A 17,163-nucleotide genomic window follows, 5' to 3' on the forward strand; every position below is an offset into this window, starting at 1 on the left:
CCGCCCGAACGGGGCGTGCGTACAGAGGCCGGGGGTGGTTATGCTGGTCGCACTCGCGGGCCGGTTCGATCGGGTCGTGAGTGCTGAGATGGACACCCGCACCACACGGTACCGATCCCGGAGGCAGCACGTTGACGTGAGCACCCCCTTTGCGAACAGCACCGACGATGATCGTGACCAGGCCCACCTGATCGCGGGGTTTCGCGCGGGCGACGAACACGCCCTCGCCGAGGCCTACGCGCGCTGGTCGTCGCTGGTGTACACCCTGGCGGTGCGCTCGCTCGGCGACACCGGTGAGGCCGAAGACGTGACGCAGAAGGTGTTCATCGCCGCGTGGCGCGGCCGGCACGGGTTCGACGAGGGTCGGGCGGCGTTGCCCGCCTGGATCGTGGGCATCGCCCGGCATACCATCGCCGACGCGCACGACGCCCGCGCCCGGCGGCGGCGCCTCGAACAGTCCCTCGTGGACGAGGCCGACCTGTACACGGTTGATGAGTCCGCCGACGTGGCCGAGCGGCTGCTGATCGGCGAGGAGCTCAACCGCCTCGAACCGGTGCCGCAACGTGTGATGCGACTCGCGTTCTACGAGGACCTCACCCACGTGCAGATCGCCGATAGCCTCGGATTGCCGCTCGGCACCGTGAAAAGTCATATCCGCCGCAGCCTTACCCGCTTGCGCACTCGATTGGAGGCGAACGATGACGCATCTTGACCGCGACACGCTCGCCCTCGTCGCGCTCGCCGAGCTCGACCTCACTCTCGCCGAACGCGAGCACCTGGCCGCCTGCCCGGGCTGCGTCGGCGAGCTGGATGCGCTGCGCCGCACCGTCTTGATCGGCCGCAGCGCCGGCAGCGTCGAGCTGGTCGAACCCGCGGATGCCGTCTGGGGCCGCATCCACTCGGCCCTCGGCTTCTCCGCCGCGGTGGCTGCGCCGCCGCGGCTGGCGGAGGTCGACCTCGCGGCGGCCGGTCTGGCCGGCGGGGACCTGGCCGGCGGCGACCTGACAAAGCACACGACCCCTGGTGTCGGACCTGCCGCGGGCGCCGCGAGCGGGACAGAGCGCCCTGGCGCCGAACCGGCAGGAGAGCCGGCGCCCGTTGTGCAGCTGGACCAGCACCGGCGCCGTCGCGTCTGGCTGCCCGTGGCCGCGGCGGCCTGCGCGGTCGGCATCGTCGGCGGCATCGTGGGCGGGGTCTGGTGGCAGTCGACCCGCGAACCGGCCGCGGAGACCGTACTCGCCCAGGCACAACTGGACGCGCTGCCCGGCTGGACGGCAAGCGGTAGTGCCTCGGTGGAGGAGTCCGCGGACGGGCGCCGCGAGGTCGTGGTGGACCTGGCCGACGATGCCGGCAACGAGGGGCTGCGCGAGGTGTGGCTGCTCACCGCCGACGCCACCGGGCTGGTCAGTGTGGGGCTGCTCGACGGCGCGACCGGCCGGTTCAGCCTCCCGGCGGACCTCGACCTGGCCGAGTTCCCGGTGGTGGACGTCTCGGCCGAACCCGCCGACGGCAACCCGGCCCACTCGGGTGACTCGATAGTGCGCGGCACCCTGACCGGCCTGTAGCCCACACCGCGACTGATGTCGCGCAACCCGGGCGGGGGATTGTGACCCGCACGCCGGGGGATCAGGATGGCGATATGGCGTCCCATCCCGCATCCGTTCGCCCCGCCGTGCCCGGCACCGACCGGCCCCGGCCACGTCGCCTGTGGTGGCTGGCGCTGCTGGTCATGGGCTGGTTCAACCTGTTGTCAGCGCTGGGCGGCGGGCTCGGCCTGATCGTGGGCAACGGGATGGGGATGCCGATGAGCTGGCTCGTCGGCACCCCGTTCGACTCCTACGTGATCCCCGGGTTCATCCTGCTGGTGGTCATCGGCGGCACGCAGGCGCTCGCCGTGCTCGGGCAGCACGGGCGGCAGCCCTGGTACACCGGCGCGGCCGGGGTCGCCGGCTTCGGCATGATCATCTGGATCTACGTGGAGGTCGCACTGCTGCCGGTGTATTCATTCCTGCACACGCTCTATTTCGTGTCGGGGACGTTGCAGCTGATTGCCCTCCTGCTGTGCCTGGGCATCCTGCCCTCTGACCGTCACGTCGCCGCCGAGCCCCTGGAGTGACGCACCCGCCGTCGTGATCAGACGGCGGCTGTTCCGTTCCGCCACACCGAACGGATGGAGAGCGTGTCGGAGATGTTGGTTGTCGGGTCCCCGTCGACGAGCAACAGGTCGGCCCGCAGACCCTCGGCAATCCGGCCGCGGTCGCTGAGCCCGAAGCGTCGGGCAGGGGTGGATGTCGCAGCAGTGAGGGCCTGGGCGGGGGTCAGCCCGGCCTGCACGAGGAGCTGGAGTTCGTGGTGCACGCTGGCTCCGTGGGCGAGTCCGCCCAGGAACGGCACGGCAACGGATGCGTCGGTTCCCACGATCAGGTCGACATCGGCCTCGTGCAGGGCCTTCACCGACGCGAGCACGTCACCGAGCCGGCCCTGCGGGTAGCGGTCGAAGCTGGCCTGGATGGTGGTGAGCCATTCGGGGCTCAGCTTCGTGTGTACCCGGGGGTCCGCAGCGAATTCCGCGCCGCTGATGCCCATCATGGATGCGTTCAGGACCACACAGGCGACCACGAAAGCACCCGATTCGGCGATGGCATCGATGATCTCCGGGGTATGCGGGCGGTCCATGAACAGGTGCGCCAGCCCGTCAATGCCGGCGTCGATGGCCATCCGGGTGGCGTCGACGGTGAGCGCATGCGCAACGGTGAGCGCTCCCAGGCGATGTGCTTCCGCGACACCGGCGTCGAGGGTGGCCTGATCCAGGATGGGCAGTCCGGGGTGGCCCTCGACGCTGCCGTCGTCGACCATGAACTTGATGTAGTCCGACCCGCCGGCCAGCAGCTGTGGGATGAACGCGACGGCCTCGGCCGGCGTCGTGGAGAACGGCATCACGAAGGCCGGGGCTCCGTCGGCCGGCTCCGGGTCGTCGTCGTCGGTGGGGCGGTCACCCTTGGGGAAGAGCTCGCTGGGGTGGCCACCGGGGGGAGTGATCCCGAAGCCGGCCGAGCGCACATCCGCCAGCGTGTCGTCGGCGGAGATGTGCGCGCGATTGAACCTGGTCGACGTGCCCTGCATCTCCAGCTCGGTGGTCACGCCGAAGGCCAGAGCGAGCCTGAGCGAGTCCGGCGAGGTGTGCACGTGAGCGTCGATCAGGCCGGGGAGCAGGGTCGCGCCCGTCGCATCGACGATCTGTGCCCCGGCCGGGACGGGCCCGCCGACGCCGACGATTGTGGACCCGTCGATGATGACGGTCTGATTCTCGGTGGTGTTCTCACCGTCGAAAACACGTGCATGGATGATGGCGGTGACGGACACGAGGTCTCCTTTGATGTTCTGCGGCAGCTCAAATGGATGCGCACTCACAAGTATGTGCATAACAGCATGGATATGCAAACACGCATGTAAGGCTAGACTCGGGGTGTGGATCCGAACAAAACCCCAGACGCTCTCCTCGATGACGTCGGTGCCGCGTTCTCGCGCCTGCGCCGCCGCACGAATCAAGCACTGACCGACCACGGTATGACCAAGCGCGACCTCACCCGCAACCTCATCATCAACGTGGTCGACGAAGCAGACGGGGAGATGACTGTCGGTGCCGTCGCCGACCAGCTGAACGTGGATCCGTCGGTCGCGAGCCGCATGGTCACCGACTGCATTGATTCCGGCTACCTCCAGCGCGCCGCATCCGCTGCCGACGGGCGCCGGACCGTGCTGAGACTGGCGCCGGGAGGTGTCGAGCTCCGCGATCGTTTCAGCCGCCTGCAACGCGAGACCTTCGAACAGATCACCTCGGCCTGGACCGACGCCGATCGTCTCGAGTTCGCGCGGCTCCTGACCCGGTACGCCGACGACAGTGGTCGGCACGCCTGACAATCGCCGTCGATTCGGGGTCCGGCCGGGGCACCCGAGTAGATTGAGGTCGACGACTTCACAGGAGGCATTTGTGGCGCACGTAACCGAAGCAGAACTACTCCAGCACGTTCCCAACGAGCTGTTCATCAACGGGCAGTGGGTGCCCGCCGCCGACGGGAACACCCTTTCCGTGCACGACCCGTCCACGGGCAAGGTGATCAAGACCATCGCCGACGCCGGCGTCGCCGACGGTCTGGCCGCCCTCGACGCCGCCGTCGAAGCCCAGGAGGCCTGGGCCGCCACCCCGCCGCGGGTGCGCGGCGAGGTGCTGCGCCGCAGCTTCGAACTGCTGCAGGAACGCAAGCACGAGTTCGCGCTGCTGATGACCTTGGAGATGGGCAAGCCCCTCGCCGAGGCCTACGGAGAGGTCGGCTACGGCGGCGAGTTCCTGCGCTGGTTCAGCGAGGAAGCCGTGCGCATCACCGGCCGCTACGGCACCAACCCCGAGGGCACCGGGCGCATGATCGTGTCGCAGCACCCGGTCGGACCCAGTTTCCTGATCACCCCGTGGAACTTCCCGCTGGCTATGGCGACCCGCAAGATCGCGCCAGCGCTCGCGGCCGGCTGCACCGTCGTGATCAAGCCCGCCGAGCTCACCCCGCTCACCACGCTGTACCTGGTCAAGCTGTTCGAGGAGGTGGGCCTGCCCGCCGGTGTGGTGAACGTGCTCACCACCTCTACGTCGGCGGCCGTGTCCGCGCCCATCATCGCCGACCCCAGATTGCGGAAGCTGAGCTTCACCGGCTCCACGGGCGTCGGCCAGAAGCTCATCCAGCAGTCCGCGCAGAACGTGCTGCGCACCTCGATGGAGCTCGGCGGCAACGCCCCGTTCCTGGTCTTCGAGGACGCTGACATGGACCGCGCCGTCGAGGGCGCCCTGGCCGCGAAGTTCCGCAACGTGGGCCAGGCCTGCACCGCCGCCAACCGGTTCATCGTGCAGGCATCCGTCGCCGAGGAGTTCGCCCGCCGGGTCACCGAGGCCGTCACCGACTTCACCGTGGGCCGCGGCACCGAGACCGGCGTCAAGATCGGCCCGCTGATCAACGCGGATGCCGTGGCCAAGGCCGACACCCTCGTGCAGGACGCCCTCGGCCGCGGCGCGACCCTACTCACCGGCGGGCGCGCCCTGGACCGGGCCGGCACCTTCTATGAGCCCACCGTGATCAGCGGGGTGAAGCCGGGCAGCGCCATCCTGCGCGAAGAGATCTTCGGACCGGTGCTCTCGATCGTGCCCTTCGACGACGAAGACGATGCCGTGCGCATCGCCAACGACACCGAATTCGGGTTGGTCAGCTACGTGTACACCCAGGATCTCGCCCGCGGGCAGCGCATGATCGAGCGGCTGCAGACGGGCATGATGGGGCTGAACATGGGCGTGGTCTCCAACGCGGCCGCCCCGTTCGGCGGGGTCAAGCAGTCCGGCCTCGGCCGGGAGGGCGGTTCAGAGGGCATCCACGAGTACCTCTCCACCAAATACACCCTCACCCCCGACCCCTTCGCCGACTACGACTAGACAAGATCTCGCGAAAGCGGTCACACGGTCACCTCAGCGGGCTGACGCAACCAGGTGACCGCTTTCGCGCACGGTTTAGGGAGGGGTGGGCGTCGGTAGGCTTTTGGGGTGCCGATAATCGAGATTCATGAGCTGAGCGACCCACGGTTGGCCGACTACACCCAGTCCACGGATGTGGCGCTGAAGAAGGCGCGCGGCACCGAGCACGGCCTGTACATCGCCGAGTCCGCGCTGGTGCTCGAGCGGGCGCTGCGGGCGGGGCACCGGCCGCGGTCGGTGCTCACCCTGGCGAACACCCTCGACGAGGCCCGGGCTCTCGTCGGCGACGACGTGCCGGTGTTCGTGGGCGCGGGGGAGCTGCTCACGGAGCTCACCGGTTACGTGCTGCACCGTGGCCTGATCGCCGCGATGCACCGGCCCGCGCTGCCGGACCCGGCGGCGCTGCTGTCGGAGGCCCGGCGCATCCTGATTCTGGAGAACGTCACCGACCCCACCAACGTCGGCGCCATCTTCCGCTCCGCCGGCGCGATCGGCGCCGACGCGATCCTGGTCACCCCGCGCTGCTCCGACCCGTTCTACCGTCGGGCCATCCGGGTGTCGATGGGTACCGTGCTGCAGGTGCCGTGGACCCGGGTGGGTGACTGGCCCAGCACCCGGCGGCTGCTCACCGAGCACGGCTTCCACGTCGCCGCCCTGGCGCTCACCCCGGATGCGGTGAGCCTGCGCGACTTCCACGGCGACCAGCACGCCAGGCTGGCGTTGCTGCTCGGCGCCGAGGGGGAGGGGCTCACCGACGAGGCGCTCGCCGCGGCGGACGCCGTGGTGCAGATCCCGATGAAACACGGCATCGACTCCCTTAACGTGGCGGCGGCCAGCGCCGTCGCGATGTGGGCACTTTCCAGCTGACTCTCGCCGACCTCTGAGCCTCACGTCATCTGTTGTTTACACAGGGGCGCTCTCTGCAACGTGTTCGAAACAGAGCTTTGCCGAGGGTGTAACACAGCCCTGTCAGGGTATGTCTTACCCGACGCGAGCCGCTGCGTCCGTGCAGAGAGGTTTTTCCAATGGATCAAGGCAATACAGCTTTCTTGCTGATTTCCGCAGCGTTCGTCCTGCTCATGACCCCAGGACTCGCGTTCTTCTACGGGGGGCTGGTCAAGGCCAAGAGCGTCATCAGCATGATGATGATGAGCTTCGGTGCCCTCGGGCTGATCGGCGTGCTCTGGGTCATCTACGGCTACGCGATCGCGTTCCCGGCATCCGAAGGCACCGTCGCGCCGTGGGCGATCGACTGGTCCAACATCGGCCTGACCGCCGCGCTGGAAACCCCTGAGGGCGCGATGTACCCGCCGCTGGCCTTCGTCGCGTTCCAGGCCACCTTCGCCATCATCACGGTCGCGCTGATCTCCGGCGCCATCGCCGACCGCGCCAAGTTCGGTTCCTGGATGATCTTCGCCGCGATCTGGGCGACGGTCGTCTACTTCCCGGTCGCCAGCTGGGTCTTCAACTTCGGCCTGGCCGAGGACGGCAGCTTCTCCTACGGCGGCTGGATCACCCACGGCCTGCAGTCGGTCTTCGGCCTCGGCGCGATCGACTTCGCCGGTGGTACCGCGGTGCACATCAACGCCGGCGCCGCAGCCCTCGCCCTCGCCCTGGTGCTCGGCAAGCGGGTCGGCTTCCAGAAGGGCGTGCACGTTCCGCACAACCCGCCCTTCGTGCTCCTCGGCGCCGGTCTGCTCTGGTTCGGGTGGTTCGGTTTCAACGCCGGTTCCGAGCTGGCCGCCGACGGAACCGCGGCCCTCGCGTTCGTCAACACCATCGCTGCACCCTCTGCCGCCCTGCTCGCCTGGCTCGTGGTCGAAAAGATCCGCGACGGCAAGCCCACGTCGGTCGGTGCCGCATCCGGCGCCGTGGCCGGACTCGTCGCAATCACCCCGGCCTGTGCCTCGCTGCAGCCGATCTGGGCCATTGTGCTTGGTGTCCTCGCCGGTGCGGTCTGCGCCATCGCTGTGGACCTCAAGTTCAAGCTGGGCTTCGATGACTCGCTCGACGTCGTGGGCATCCACCTCGTCGGCGGCCTGATCGGCACGCTCTACCTCGGCTTCTTCGCCAACGGCACCGGCCTGTTCCTGGGCGGCGACGGCACCCAGCTGCTCGTCCAGGCCATCGCGGCCTTCTCCGTTCTCGCCTACTCGTTCGTCCTCGCCTTCGGCATCGCCTTCGCGATCGAGAAGACGATCGGCTTCCGCGTGAAGAACGAAGACGAGATCGCCGGCATCGACTCCGTGATGCACGGTGAAGAGGGCTACGTCCTCGTCGACAGCAAGGCCTGAGTAACCGGTCCTTCGTAATACCGAGATGTGCTGGATGGTTGAAATGCGAACCATCCAGCACATCTTTGTGTCGGCTCCCGGCGGGCCGGGCCGGCCCGACCGTGACGACCGATGAGCATCCCGGCAGAAGAGGATGACGGCGTGGAGGCGGACCAGTCTCCGCCCCGCGTCATCCGGTTCGCCGACCTGCCCCGCCAGCCCCTGGACCAGGGGAGGGGCAGCGCCCGCGAGATCTGGGCCGATCTTGACCACGACCTGACGCTGCGCTGGCAGCTCCGCGTGGTCGAGATCAAAGACTCCGCTGGCCTGCTGGTCGGACCCATTGGCACCCACCACTATGTGGTCGGCCTCGCCGGCCCGCAGGTTGCGGTGCGCAATAGCGAATCGAACCGGGTCCTGCGCCGCGCGCACGTCATGCCGGTGCGCTCCGCCACGGTGTGTTTCGAACGGCCCAAACTCAGGCCGCCAGGGGCGAGTTCCCTCGTCGTCCTGACCTTCGCCGTCGCCGCCGAACCGCCGGAGTTCAGCATCCGCACGCTAACGCCCCAGGCCGAACTGCCTGCCGGGGCGCAGCTGCTGCTCGCGTTGCGCGGCACCGTGCGGGTGAACGGGGCCGAGGCCGCGCCCGGGTCGGCGCTGCTGCTGGATGCGACCCGGAGCCATCGTCCGCAGGGCGTGTCTGCGCACGTGCTCACCGTGCATCGGCCGGGATCTCACCAGGACCCATAGGCTGGAGCCATGAGCAATGATGCTGTCATCGTCGATGTTGTCCGCACCCCGTCCGGCCGGGGTAAGCCCGGCGGTGCGCTCTCCGGGGTGCACCCGGCCGACCTGCTCGCCGGGGTGCTGAAGGACCTGGTCAACCGCAATAACCTTGACCCGGCCCTGGTCGATGACGTGATCGGCGGATGCCTCACCCAGGTGGGTGAGCAGAGCACCAACATCACCCGCACCGCGCTGCTCAGCGCCGGGTTTCCCGAATCGGTGCCCGGCACCACCATCGACCGGCAGTGCGGCTCCAGCCAGCAGGCCGCCACCTTCGCCGCGCAGGGTGTGCTCGCCGGCAGCTATGACATCGTCATCGCCTGCGGGGTCGAATCGATGAGCCGCATCCCGCTGGGTTCCGCGGGCGGACCCACCCCGGCCGGCGGCTCCGACGCGGCCGGCCGCTCCGAGGGCTGGGGCTCGCCCGCATCCGCGATCATCAGCCAGGACCCGCACGGCCGCCTGATGCACGCCCGCTACCCGCAGGGCCTGGTCGGTCAGGGCGTCTCCGCCGAGCTGATCAGCGCCAAATGGGGTCTCACCCGCACCGAACTCGACACGTACGCCGCCCGCTCACACCGGCTCGCCGCCGAGGCCGCCGCGCGAGGCGACTTCAATGCGACGCTGCTGCCGGTCACCCTGCCCGACGGCCGCCAGGTCATCGGCGACGAGACCATCCGGCGGCGCAGCACCGTCGAGACCCTCGCCGAGCTGCCGCTGGCATTCCGCACCGACGAGCTCGCCGCCCGGTTCCCCGAGGTGGACTGGCAGATCACCGCCGGCAACTCCTCGCCCCTCACCGACGGCGCCTCCGCCGCCCTGATCATGAGCGCCAGCCGCGCCGCCGCGCTGGGCCTCACCCCCCGGGCTCGGTTCCACAGCTTCGCGGTCACCGGCAGTGACCCGCTGCTGATGCTCACCGGCGTGATCCCCGCCACCCGGCGCATCCTGGCCCGCACCGGCCTCGGCATCGACGACCTCGCCGCCTACGAGGTCAACGAGGCCTTCGCCTGCGTGCCGCTGGTCTGGCAGCGCGAACTGCGCGCCGACCTCGAGAAGCTCAACGCCAGCGGCGGCGCGATCGCCCTCGGTCACGCTTTGGGGTCCTCGGGCACCCGGCTGCTGGGCACCCTGCTCGGCACCCTCGAGTCCGGCGGCGGTCGCTACGGCCTGCAGACCATGTGCGAGGGCGGCGGCATGGCCAACGCCACCATCATCGAACGACTCTGATGCGCATAAACGGATGCTCCGCACTCGTCACCGGCGCCGCCTCCGGCCTCGGACTGGCCACCGCGCGGGCCCTGCACGAGGCCGGCGCGCACGTCGTGCTGTTCGACCTCGCGAGTTCGGCGGGCCCAGAGCGGGCGGCCGAGCTGGCTGCGGCGCCAGGTTCTGCACCGCGGTCGCCGATATTCCTGCCGGGGGATGTCACCGTGGAGACCGATGTGCAGGCCGCGGTCGAGGCCGCCGGAGCCGTGGCCCCACTGCGGATCGTGGTCAACTGTGCAGGCATCGCGCCCGCGGCGCGCACCGTCGGCCGGCAGGGCCCGATGGCCTTGGCCGACTTCGAACGGGTGCTGCGGGTGAACCTCCTCGGCACTTTCAACGTGGTGCGCCTGGCTGCCGCGGCCATGCAGGCCACCGAGCCGGTGGACGCTGTGGGAGCAACCGCGGCGGGTGGCACCCCGGAGCGAGGCGTCATCGTGAATACGGCATCCGTCGCCGCGTTCGACGGCCAGATCGGTCAGGCGGCCTATGCCGCATCGAAGGGCGGGGTCGCGGCGATGACCTTGCCGTTGGCTCGGGAGTTCGCGCGCTCGCTCATCCGGGTCGTGACCATCGCGCCCGGACTGTTCGACACCCCGTTACTGCAGGGCCTGCCCGCCGAAGCCCGGGCGTCGCTCGGCGCCCAGGTGCCGCATCCGGCCCGGCTCGGCGACCCCGCCGAGTACGCCGCCCTGGTGCGCCACATCGTGGAGAACCCGATGCTCAACGGCGAGACCATCCGCCTGGACGGCGGCATCCGGATGGCGCCGCAGTAGCCGCACCGGTTCTCGTGGCACGCCGTTGTCCCGGCGGCACGACGCGAGTGCGGTGGCACGGGGCATTTCCGGTGGCAGGTGTTCTCCCACCTGCCGCGATCCCCAACACGTGCCGCGGGATCGACCCCGTGCCGCGACCCCGAACACGTGCCGCGAGCCGCACCGCCGCGACCACTACACTCGTCAGAAAAACCCCCTCAGGGAAGGTGCCGGCGTTGACCTCATTCGAGACCGAGCTGCGCCGGGTCGTGCAACCGCGCGCCCGAGTGATCATCGACAACGACTTCTCCGGCGATCCCGACGGCCTGGTGCAGCTGGCCCACCACGTCCTGTCGCCCTCCGTGGAGATCCGCGCGATCATCGGGTCGCACCTCAGGCCCGGCGACCCGTTCGACCCGTCCGAGCAGACCGCCGACAACGCCGCAGAGGCCGCCCGCACCGTGCTCGAGCTGCTCGGCCGCGCCGGCACGATCCCCGTGCTGGCCGGGTCCAACCTGGGCATGACCGACCCGCTCTCGCCGGTTCGCTCCGCGGCTACGGATGCGATCATCGCCGAGGCCATGCGCACCGACACCGATCTGCCGCTGTTCGTGGCCTGCGGGGCCGGGCTCACCGAGATCGCCAGCGCGTACCTGTTCGAGCCGCGCATCGCGACCCGGCTCACCCTGGTCTGGATCGGCGGGCCGGAGCACGACGGCCTGGCCGTGCCGCCGCCCGGAACGCACGGCCCGGAATACAACCTGGCCATCGACATCTCCGCCGCCCGGGTGATCTTCGACTCGTTCATGCCGATCTGGCAGGTGCCCCGGGATGCGTACCGGCAGGCGCTTTTCTCCTGGGCCGAGCTGCTCACGGATGTTCGACCGCACGGCGCCATCGGATCGCACCTCTACGACGCCCTCGCGGGGGTTGCCGCGATAGTCGGCGCCGACGGCCCGCCGCTCGGCGAGACGTACATCCTGGGCGACAGCCCGCTCGTGCTGCTGACTGCGCTGCAGTCCTCGTTCGCGGCGGACCCCTCGTCGAGTGCGTACGTCACCCGCACGGTGCCGCGCATCCGCGCCGACGGGTCGTACGACTTCATCCCGCGGCAGGGTCCCCGGCCGATGCGGGTGTACACCCGGCTCGACCTGCGGCTGTTGTTCTCCGACTTCACCGCCAAGCTCGCCGCCCACGCCGCGGGCTGACGGACCCGCGTCGCCGCCAACTGTTCCCCGTGCGGACAATTGTGGCCGGCACACCGGCCACAATTGTCCGGTGCGGTAACAGTTGCCCGCAAAGCTGGGTCGATTTCGTTCGGTCTTTTCGGTAGCCACGGGATGGGCGGCGCGGGTTAAAGTATCGGAATGACACAGCAAAACGCCAGCACCGACCCGCGAGAAGGCGCAACCCAGCCGGCACTCAAGCGCAACATCTCCGGCAAGATGTTGTACCTGTTCATCCTGGGCGATGTGCTGGGGGCGGGCATCTACGCGCTGGTGGGCCAGATCTCCGGCGAGGTCGGCGGCGTGACCTGGGTGCCGATGCTCGTCGCCCTGGGCCTCGCCCTGCTCACCGCGGCGTCCTATGCCGAGCTCGTCACGAAGTACCCCCGGGCGGGAGGCTCCGCGGTGTTCGCGGAACGCGCCTACAAGAAGCCGCTCATCGCGTTCCTCGTCGGCTTCTGCATGCTCGCGGCCGGCGTGGTCAGCGCCGCCGGCCTCGCTCTCGCGTTCGCGGGCGACTACCTCGGCACGTTCATCGACATTCCGCCGGTGCTCGGCGCGGTGCTCTTCCTCGCCGCCGCCGGGTTGCTCAACGCCCGGGGCATCAAGGAATCGGTGCGGGCGAACCTGGTGATGACAGTCATCGAGACCACCGGCCTGGTGCTCGTCGTCGTCGCGGTCGCCGTGATGTTCTCCGGCGGCGGGGGAGACCTCAGCCGGGCGGTCACCTTCGAATCCACCGCGAACCCGGTGATTGCGGTCTTCGGTGCCGCGCTGCTGGCGTACTACTCCTTTGTGGGGTTTGAGACCAGCGCCAACGTGATCGAAGAGGTCAAGAACCCATCGCGGGTGTACCCGAAGGCGTTGTTCGGCGCGTTGGCGACGGCCGGCATCCTGTACCTGCTGGTGGGCACGGCGGCATCGGTGGCCGTGCCGGCCGCCGACCTGAAGGAATCCACCGGTCCGCTGCTCACCGTCATCCAGGCAACGGGCGTGGGCATCCCGGCCTGGCTGTTCAGCCTGATCGCGTTGGTGGCGGTTGCGAATGGTGCGCTGCTCACCATGATCATGTCCAGCCGACTGGCCTACGGGATGGGTGTGCAGGGCCTACTGCCGTCGGTGTTCGCCAAGGTGCTGCCGGGCCGGGGCACACCGTGGGTGGCGATCGTGATCACCACGGCCCTCGCGATGGTGCTCACCGCCACCGGGAGTATCGCGACGCTGGCAGAGACCGTGGTGTTGCTGTTGCTGCTGGTGTTCCTCAGCACGAACATCGCCGTTCTTGTCCTCCGCCGGGAGAAGGTCGAACACGAGCACTTCCGGGCCTGGAGCGTGCTGCCAATTCTGGGCGCGCTTTCCTGCCTCGTTCTGCTCACGCAGCAGAGCGGTGAAGTCTGGCTGCGCAGCGGCATCATCGTCGCGGTCGGCTGCCTGCTCTACGCCGCAACGAAGCTCGGCCGCCGCGCCCGGTCCTGACCCCGCGGGTCGCGAGCGTGTCGAGTGGCCGCCGGTACGGCAGCAGCTGGGAGGATCAGAGCCATGGATTCCCTGACGATTACAGGCCCGTACGGTGCCATCCCGATTCGTGTCTATCGCGCCGCCGCCGGGTCGGAACAGAGCCCGGCACTGGTCTGGGCGCACGGGGGTGGCTTCGCGTGGGGCGACCTGGAGATGCCCGAGGCGCACTGGGTGTCCCAACAGCTCGCGGCGCGCGGCATCACCGTGATCAGCGTCGGATATCGGCTGGCACCGGTGTCGGCGGCCCTGACTGACAGCGAACCGGCCCGCGACGGGGTGCTCTTCCCGGTGGCGTCCGAGGAGGTCGCCGCGGCCTTCTGCTGGGCCGCCGATCAGGCGACCGCGTACGGCATCGACGCCGACCGGCTGTCGTTGGGCGGGGCGAGTGCGGGAGGCGCCCTCGCCGCGGGGGTGGCGCTGCGGCTGCGGGACGCCGGCGGCGCACAGCCGGCGTCGCTGCTGCTGGCCTACCCGCTCGTGCACAGCGTCCTGCCGGAACCCAGCACCGAACTCGCGCAGAAGATCGCGGTGCTGCCCGCTGACGCACGGTTCGAGCCCGACGATGTGCGGGCGATGAACCTCAACTACGTGGGCGACCCAGCCGGGCTCGACAATCCCTACGCGTTCCCCGGCGGTCACGATCTGGCCGGCCTGCCGCCCACGCTCGTCCTGAATTCCGAGCACGACAGCCTGCGCGCGTCGGGGCAGGCCTTTGCGGCGGAACTCGCGCTGGCTGGCGTCGATGTCACGGTCTGCCAAGAGCCGGGAACCCGGCACGGCCACCTGAACGAGCCGGAGAACCCGGGCGCCCAGGCCAGCCTCCGGCGCATGACTGCCTGGCTCGAGGGCTCGTCGGGGTCATAGTCCGTCCGGCACTGGCCGTGCCGCGGCACCCCCGCTCGGTGCTCGCGAGATCAGGGCGCCGGCCGCAGCCCGGCGGCGATGGCCTGCAGTGCGTCGACGTGGGTGCGCATGGCCGCGATCCCGTCGGACGTGGCGGTGATCCAGGTGCGCGGCCGGTTACCCACGTAGCCCTTGCGCACGGCGAGGTAGCCCGCCGTCCCGAGCGTGCTGATGGCCTTGCTCAGCGCCGAATCATCGGTCTCGAGCAGGTCGCGCAGGGTGCCGAAGTCAATCTCGACATCCGGTCGGAGCGCCGCCATCACCGAGAAACGCAGCGGCGTGAGCAGCGCGTCATCGAGGTTGTGGCGGGGGTGGTGTGCCGCCATCAGACCGCCCAGATGGGTGCGGGCCGGAACGCCGCGACCACGAGCGGGGCCGCGATGAGAATACCTCCGACGGTGCTGACGAGGCCGAGGTCCCAGGTGGTGCGGGACAGCACCACGGACAGGCCCAGCATCAACAGGTAGGTGCAGCCGAAGGCGGCCCATTGGGTGCGGCCCCAGTCTTCCGTGAGCCGGTCCAGGCCCACGCGGGTGGTGCGGGTGGCGAGTATGGCGAGAAAGAACGCGGCAGCCGTGACGATGCCGGCGACACCGAATGGGGTTCCGGTCAACATGCCGATCGCGCCCAGCCACAGACCCAGGATGACCGTGACGGCGCGGTCGGTCGGGCTCAGGAGGCCCGATAGAGCGGGCTCTGGGCGATGAACTCCGGCCAGCCTGGCCTGCTGCGCTGAGCGAATCGCCAGAACGACCACCGGTACCGCGGTAAAGGCCACAATCATCAGCGCGACGGGCCACTGCAGCGTGGGCGCCAGGAACGCCAGGTAGAGGAGGGCGAGGAACGGGAGAACGCTGGCCATCGAATAGCCGAAGCGGCGTCGCTTCGACCCGGGCCGCCGCGGCCGACGCTGGCTCTGCGTGAGTCCGTCGGTCAGGGTGCCGGCAGCGAGGAATCCCGCGAGCACCAGGAACCCCACGTTGAGCCCGTCGCCGGCGGTGTGCACGACTCCAGGAATGAGGCCCGCGCCGTCGAAACCGCCGAGGCCGGAGAGTGCGAAGGCCAGCGAATACGCCAGAACGGCCACGGCCATCCAGGCGTCGACGATTGCCTGGGTGCGGGCATCGATGGCCTCACGAACCCGGTCGCCGACCGCGTCACTGGCCTGCAGGAGCTTCGCCGCCGCAGCCGCGCCTGGCTGTGCGCTGTCACTCGTGTGCTGGTTGCTCATGATGTCCCCCCGATTACCGCGACGGCCCTGCCGCACTGTCAATGTAGCATTTACTTGCCAGTTAGCAAGTGGATGTTACTCAGCTGAGCGCCTTGGCGGGGATGACCACTTCCTTGAGGATCAGCAGAATGCCGGCCGCGACGGGGATGGCGACGAGCGCCCCGGGCAGGCCGGCGAGCGTGCCGCCGGCGAGGGCGGCGATGAGCACGATGGAGCCGGGAACATTGACCGCCTTGCTCATGACCCTCGGGGTGAGAATGTACGCCTCGATCTGCATATAAATGAGCATGGCGATCAGCACGACAAGCGCCGCGGTCGGCGAAACGAACAGCGTGAGGATCGTCATGAACGCCGTCGTCAACACCGTGCCGATCAGGGGGATCAGGGTGATGAAAAACGCGGAGACCGAGATGACCAGCGCGAACGGGTTGCCGACCAGGGTCAACAGGATGAGGCTGAAGGTGGCGTTGAGGAACGCCAACACCACCATGCCGCTGAGGTACCGGCCGATGTTCTGCATGATTCGCTCGGCCAGCCCCACCACCCGTTCGCGGTGCGACGCGGAGACCAGGGTGTAGATCGCCGCTTTGGAGGAGTCCAGCGTGGCTGTGAAGTAGATGGTCAGGATGAAAATGAACGTTGCCGTCGAGATCGCACTGATCACCGCGACGCCGACTTGCAGGAGACCGCCGCCGATCCCGGTCCAGGTGGCCGGGTCCGTGAGGAAGTCGACCACGCCGGAGTAGATATTCGTGAGCAGTCCGCCGCTGCCCGACGACGCCTGCTGGAACCAGTCTTCGGCGCGCAGATCGGCCAGCATCGCCGGCAGGCCGTTCACGAAGGCGACGGCCTGGCCGATGACGAGCGGCAGGACCACCGAGAGCATGCCGACGATGACCAGCACAAAAAGCAGGTTCACAGTGAGGATCGCACCTCCGCGCTTCATGCCGCGACGTTCGAACCACCGCACCAACGGATCCAGGCCGAGGGTGATGAACGCGGCAGCGAACACCGAGAAGACCACGGTCCCGATGCCGGCGACGGCGGCGGCGATTACCAGAGCCGCCAGCACGCCGAGAGTGGCGACGAAGGCCCATCGAAATGGATGGTTGGCGAAGGCGTTCGCACCGGTTCCGAGGCGTTCGCGGAGCCGGTCCTTCCGTTGCAGTGTGGTCACGGCGTCAACCTACTCCCGTGCCCGGGCACCGGTCGGCGTTCAGCCGCCGGCGAGATCGAGACGCATGAAGGTGCTGTGCGGGTCGAGAACGTAGTCCGCGAACGGGGCGCACTCGGTGAAGCCGTGCCGGTCGTAGAGCCGCCTGGCCGGCGCGAAAAAGTCCTGGCTGCCGGTCTCGAGGTAGAGCCGCTCGTACCGGCGGTGCCGGGCCGCGTTCACGATCTCGCCGAGGAGGGCCGCGGCGATGCCCCGTCCGCGCGCGGCCGGGGCGGTGCGCATCGACTTGATCTCACCCTCGGTGGGGGTCAGCTGTTTCAGGGCCCCGCAGCCGAGAAGGACGCCGTCCTCCCGGGCCGTCCAGAACGAGACCTCCGGCGCCGACAGTGCCGAGTGGTCCAGGGCGTGCACGCTCTCGGCCGGTGAGGTGGCGAACATGTCGGCCAGGTGCTCGTCCAGCAACAGCAGCACGTCCGTCCGGGTCGGGGTCTCACGCGCAATCTGAATCATGGCCAATAA

Annotated in this window: 18 protein-coding genes; 13 read left to right on the top strand and 5 right to left on the bottom strand. The window is 69.2% G+C overall.

What is annotated here, in order from left to right; translation table 11 throughout:
- The first annotated feature begins 136 nt into the window (after positions 1–136).
- From E3O60_RS17185 to E3O60_RS17195, 3 genes are all read left to right on the top strand, one after another.
- Entirely contained in the window at positions 137–712 is a 576-nt protein-coding gene (locus E3O60_RS17185; RefSeq protein WP_240632366.1) for an RNA polymerase sigma factor, read from the top strand.
- Positions 699–1,565, top strand: coding sequence for an anti-sigma factor domain-containing protein (locus E3O60_RS17190; protein WP_134498764.1), 867 nt, complete (start codon positions 699–701; stop codon positions 1,563–1,565). The genes E3O60_RS17185 and E3O60_RS17190 overlap by 14 nt, the downstream gene beginning before the upstream one ends.
- A gap of 74 nt (positions 1,566–1,639) precedes the next feature.
- Positions 1,640–2,116: a hypothetical protein gene (locus tag E3O60_RS17195; protein ID WP_088455204.1), complete on the top strand. Its 477-nt coding sequence runs from the start codon at positions 1,640–1,642 to the stop codon at positions 2,114–2,116.
- 17 nt (positions 2,117–2,133) lie between these two features.
- On the opposite strand, the gene E3O60_RS17200 is transcribed toward E3O60_RS17195, so the two are convergent.
- Entirely contained in the window at positions 2,134–3,363 is a 1,230-nt protein-coding gene (locus E3O60_RS17200; RefSeq protein ID WP_088455205.1) for an amidohydrolase family protein, read from the bottom strand.
- Positions 3,364–3,468: 105 nt separating this feature from the next.
- Here E3O60_RS17200 and E3O60_RS17205 point away from each other — a divergent pair, with 105 nt between their 5' ends.
- The 10 genes from E3O60_RS17205 (at position 3,469) to E3O60_RS17250 (ending at position 14,200) form a co-directional block, all read left to right on the top strand.
- Complete coding sequence (locus E3O60_RS17205; protein ID WP_198415735.1) at positions 3,469–3,918, top strand: MarR family winged helix-turn-helix transcriptional regulator; 450 nt, start codon at positions 3,469–3,471, stop codon at positions 3,916–3,918.
- Positions 3,919–3,991: 73 nt separating this feature from the next.
- Positions 3,992–5,473: an NAD-dependent succinate-semialdehyde dehydrogenase gene (locus E3O60_RS17210; RefSeq protein WP_134498766.1), complete on the top strand. Its 1,482-nt coding sequence runs from the start codon at positions 3,992–3,994 to the stop codon at positions 5,471–5,473.
- Between the two features lie 108 nt (positions 5,474–5,581).
- Entirely contained in the window at positions 5,582–6,379 is a 798-nt protein-coding gene (locus tag E3O60_RS17215) for an RNA methyltransferase (RefSeq protein WP_134498768.1), read from the top strand.
- A 158-nt stretch (positions 6,380–6,537) separates the two neighbouring features.
- Entirely contained in the window at positions 6,538–7,806 is a 1,269-nt protein-coding gene (locus E3O60_RS17220) for an ammonium transporter (protein ID WP_088455208.1), read from the top strand.
- Between the two features lie 111 nt (positions 7,807–7,917).
- A complete protein-coding gene (locus E3O60_RS17225; protein ID WP_134409438.1) occupies positions 7,918–8,535 on the top strand; it encodes a hypothetical protein in 618 nt (205 codons plus the stop codon).
- Between the two features lie 9 nt (positions 8,536–8,544).
- A complete protein-coding gene (locus E3O60_RS17230; RefSeq protein WP_088455210.1) occupies positions 8,545–9,801 on the top strand; it encodes a thiolase family protein in 1,257 nt (418 codons plus the stop codon).
- Positions 9,801–10,613, top strand: coding sequence for an SDR family NAD(P)-dependent oxidoreductase (locus E3O60_RS17235; RefSeq protein WP_134498770.1), 813 nt, complete (start codon positions 9,801–9,803; stop codon positions 10,611–10,613). The genes E3O60_RS17230 and E3O60_RS17235 overlap by 1 nt, the downstream gene beginning before the upstream one ends.
- Positions 10,614–10,828: 215 nt before the next feature.
- On the top strand, positions 10,829–11,800 hold the full coding sequence (locus E3O60_RS17240; protein ID WP_198414931.1) for a nucleoside hydrolase: 972 nt from the start codon (positions 10,829–10,831) through the stop codon (positions 11,798–11,800).
- A 159-nt stretch (positions 11,801–11,959) separates the two neighbouring features.
- A complete protein-coding gene (locus tag E3O60_RS17245; RefSeq protein WP_134409440.1) occupies positions 11,960–13,294 on the top strand; it encodes an APC family permease in 1,335 nt (444 codons plus the stop codon).
- A gap of 63 nt (positions 13,295–13,357) precedes the next feature.
- Positions 13,358–14,200, top strand: coding sequence for an alpha/beta hydrolase (locus E3O60_RS17250; RefSeq protein WP_134498772.1), 843 nt, complete (start codon positions 13,358–13,360; stop codon positions 14,198–14,200).
- A 50-nt stretch (positions 14,201–14,250) separates the two neighbouring features.
- On the opposite strand, the gene E3O60_RS17255 is transcribed toward E3O60_RS17250, so the two are convergent.
- From E3O60_RS17255 to E3O60_RS17270, 4 genes are all read right to left on the bottom strand, one after another.
- Positions 14,251–14,565, bottom strand: coding sequence for a transcriptional regulator (locus E3O60_RS17255; RefSeq protein ID WP_088455215.1), 315 nt, complete (start codon positions 14,563–14,565; stop codon positions 14,251–14,253).
- Positions 14,565–15,470: a hypothetical protein gene (locus tag E3O60_RS17260; RefSeq protein ID WP_088455216.1), complete on the bottom strand. Its 906-nt coding sequence runs from the start codon at positions 15,468–15,470 to the stop codon at positions 14,565–14,567. Before E3O60_RS17260 ends, E3O60_RS17255 begins: the two co-directional genes overlap by 1 nt.
- A 79-nt stretch (positions 15,471–15,549) precedes the next feature.
- Positions 15,550–16,647, bottom strand: a complete 1,098-nt coding sequence (locus tag E3O60_RS17265; RefSeq protein WP_134498774.1) for an AI-2E family transporter — start codon at positions 16,645–16,647, stop codon at positions 15,550–15,552.
- 39 nt (positions 16,648–16,686) lie between these two features.
- On the bottom strand, positions 16,687–17,154 hold the full coding sequence (locus tag E3O60_RS17270) for a GNAT family N-acetyltransferase (protein ID WP_088455218.1): 468 nt from the start codon (positions 17,152–17,154) through the stop codon (positions 16,687–16,689).
- Between the last annotated feature and the right edge of the window lie 9 nt (positions 17,155–17,163).

Source organism: Cryobacterium sp. TMB1-7 (genome assembly GCF_004402435.1).
In the GTDB taxonomy this organism is placed as follows: domain Bacteria; phylum Actinomycetota; class Actinomycetes; order Actinomycetales; family Microbacteriaceae; genus Cryobacterium; species Cryobacterium zongtaii.

Bases quoted from the DNA above. Each gene is read 5' to 3' on its own strand.
- E3O60_RS17190 (WP_134498764.1), top strand. From the start codon at position 699: ATGACGCATCTTGACCGCGACACGCTCGCCCTCGTCGCGCTCGCCGAG.
- E3O60_RS17195 (WP_088455204.1), top strand. From the start codon at position 1,640: ATGGCGTCCCATCCCGCATCCGTTCGCCCCGCCGTGCCCGGCACCGAC.
- E3O60_RS17220 (WP_088455208.1), top strand. From the start codon at position 6,538: ATGGATCAAGGCAATACAGCTTTCTTGCTGATTTCCGCAGCGTTCGTC.
- E3O60_RS17225 (WP_134409438.1), top strand. From the start codon at position 7,918: ATGAGCATCCCGGCAGAAGAGGATGACGGCGTGGAGGCGGACCAGTCT.
- E3O60_RS17230 (WP_088455210.1), top strand. From the start codon at position 8,545: ATGAGCAATGATGCTGTCATCGTCGATGTTGTCCGCACCCCGTCCGGC.
- E3O60_RS17235 (WP_134498770.1), top strand. From the start codon at position 9,801: ATGCGCATAAACGGATGCTCCGCACTCGTCACCGGCGCCGCCTCCGGC.
- E3O60_RS17245 (WP_134409440.1), top strand. From the start codon at position 11,960: ATGACACAGCAAAACGCCAGCACCGACCCGCGAGAAGGCGCAACCCAG.
- E3O60_RS17250 (WP_134498772.1), top strand. From the start codon at position 13,358: ATGGATTCCCTGACGATTACAGGCCCGTACGGTGCCATCCCGATTCGT.
- E3O60_RS17255 (WP_088455215.1), bottom strand. From the start codon at position 14,565: ATGGCGGCACACCACCCCCGCCACAACCTCGATGACGCGCTGCTCACG.
- E3O60_RS17260 (WP_088455216.1), bottom strand. From the start codon at position 15,470: ATGAGCAACCAGCACACGAGTGACAGCGCACAGCCAGGCGCGGCTGCG.
- E3O60_RS17270 (WP_088455218.1), bottom strand. From the start codon at position 17,154: ATGATTCAGATTGCGCGTGAGACCCCGACCCGGACGGACGTGCTGCTG.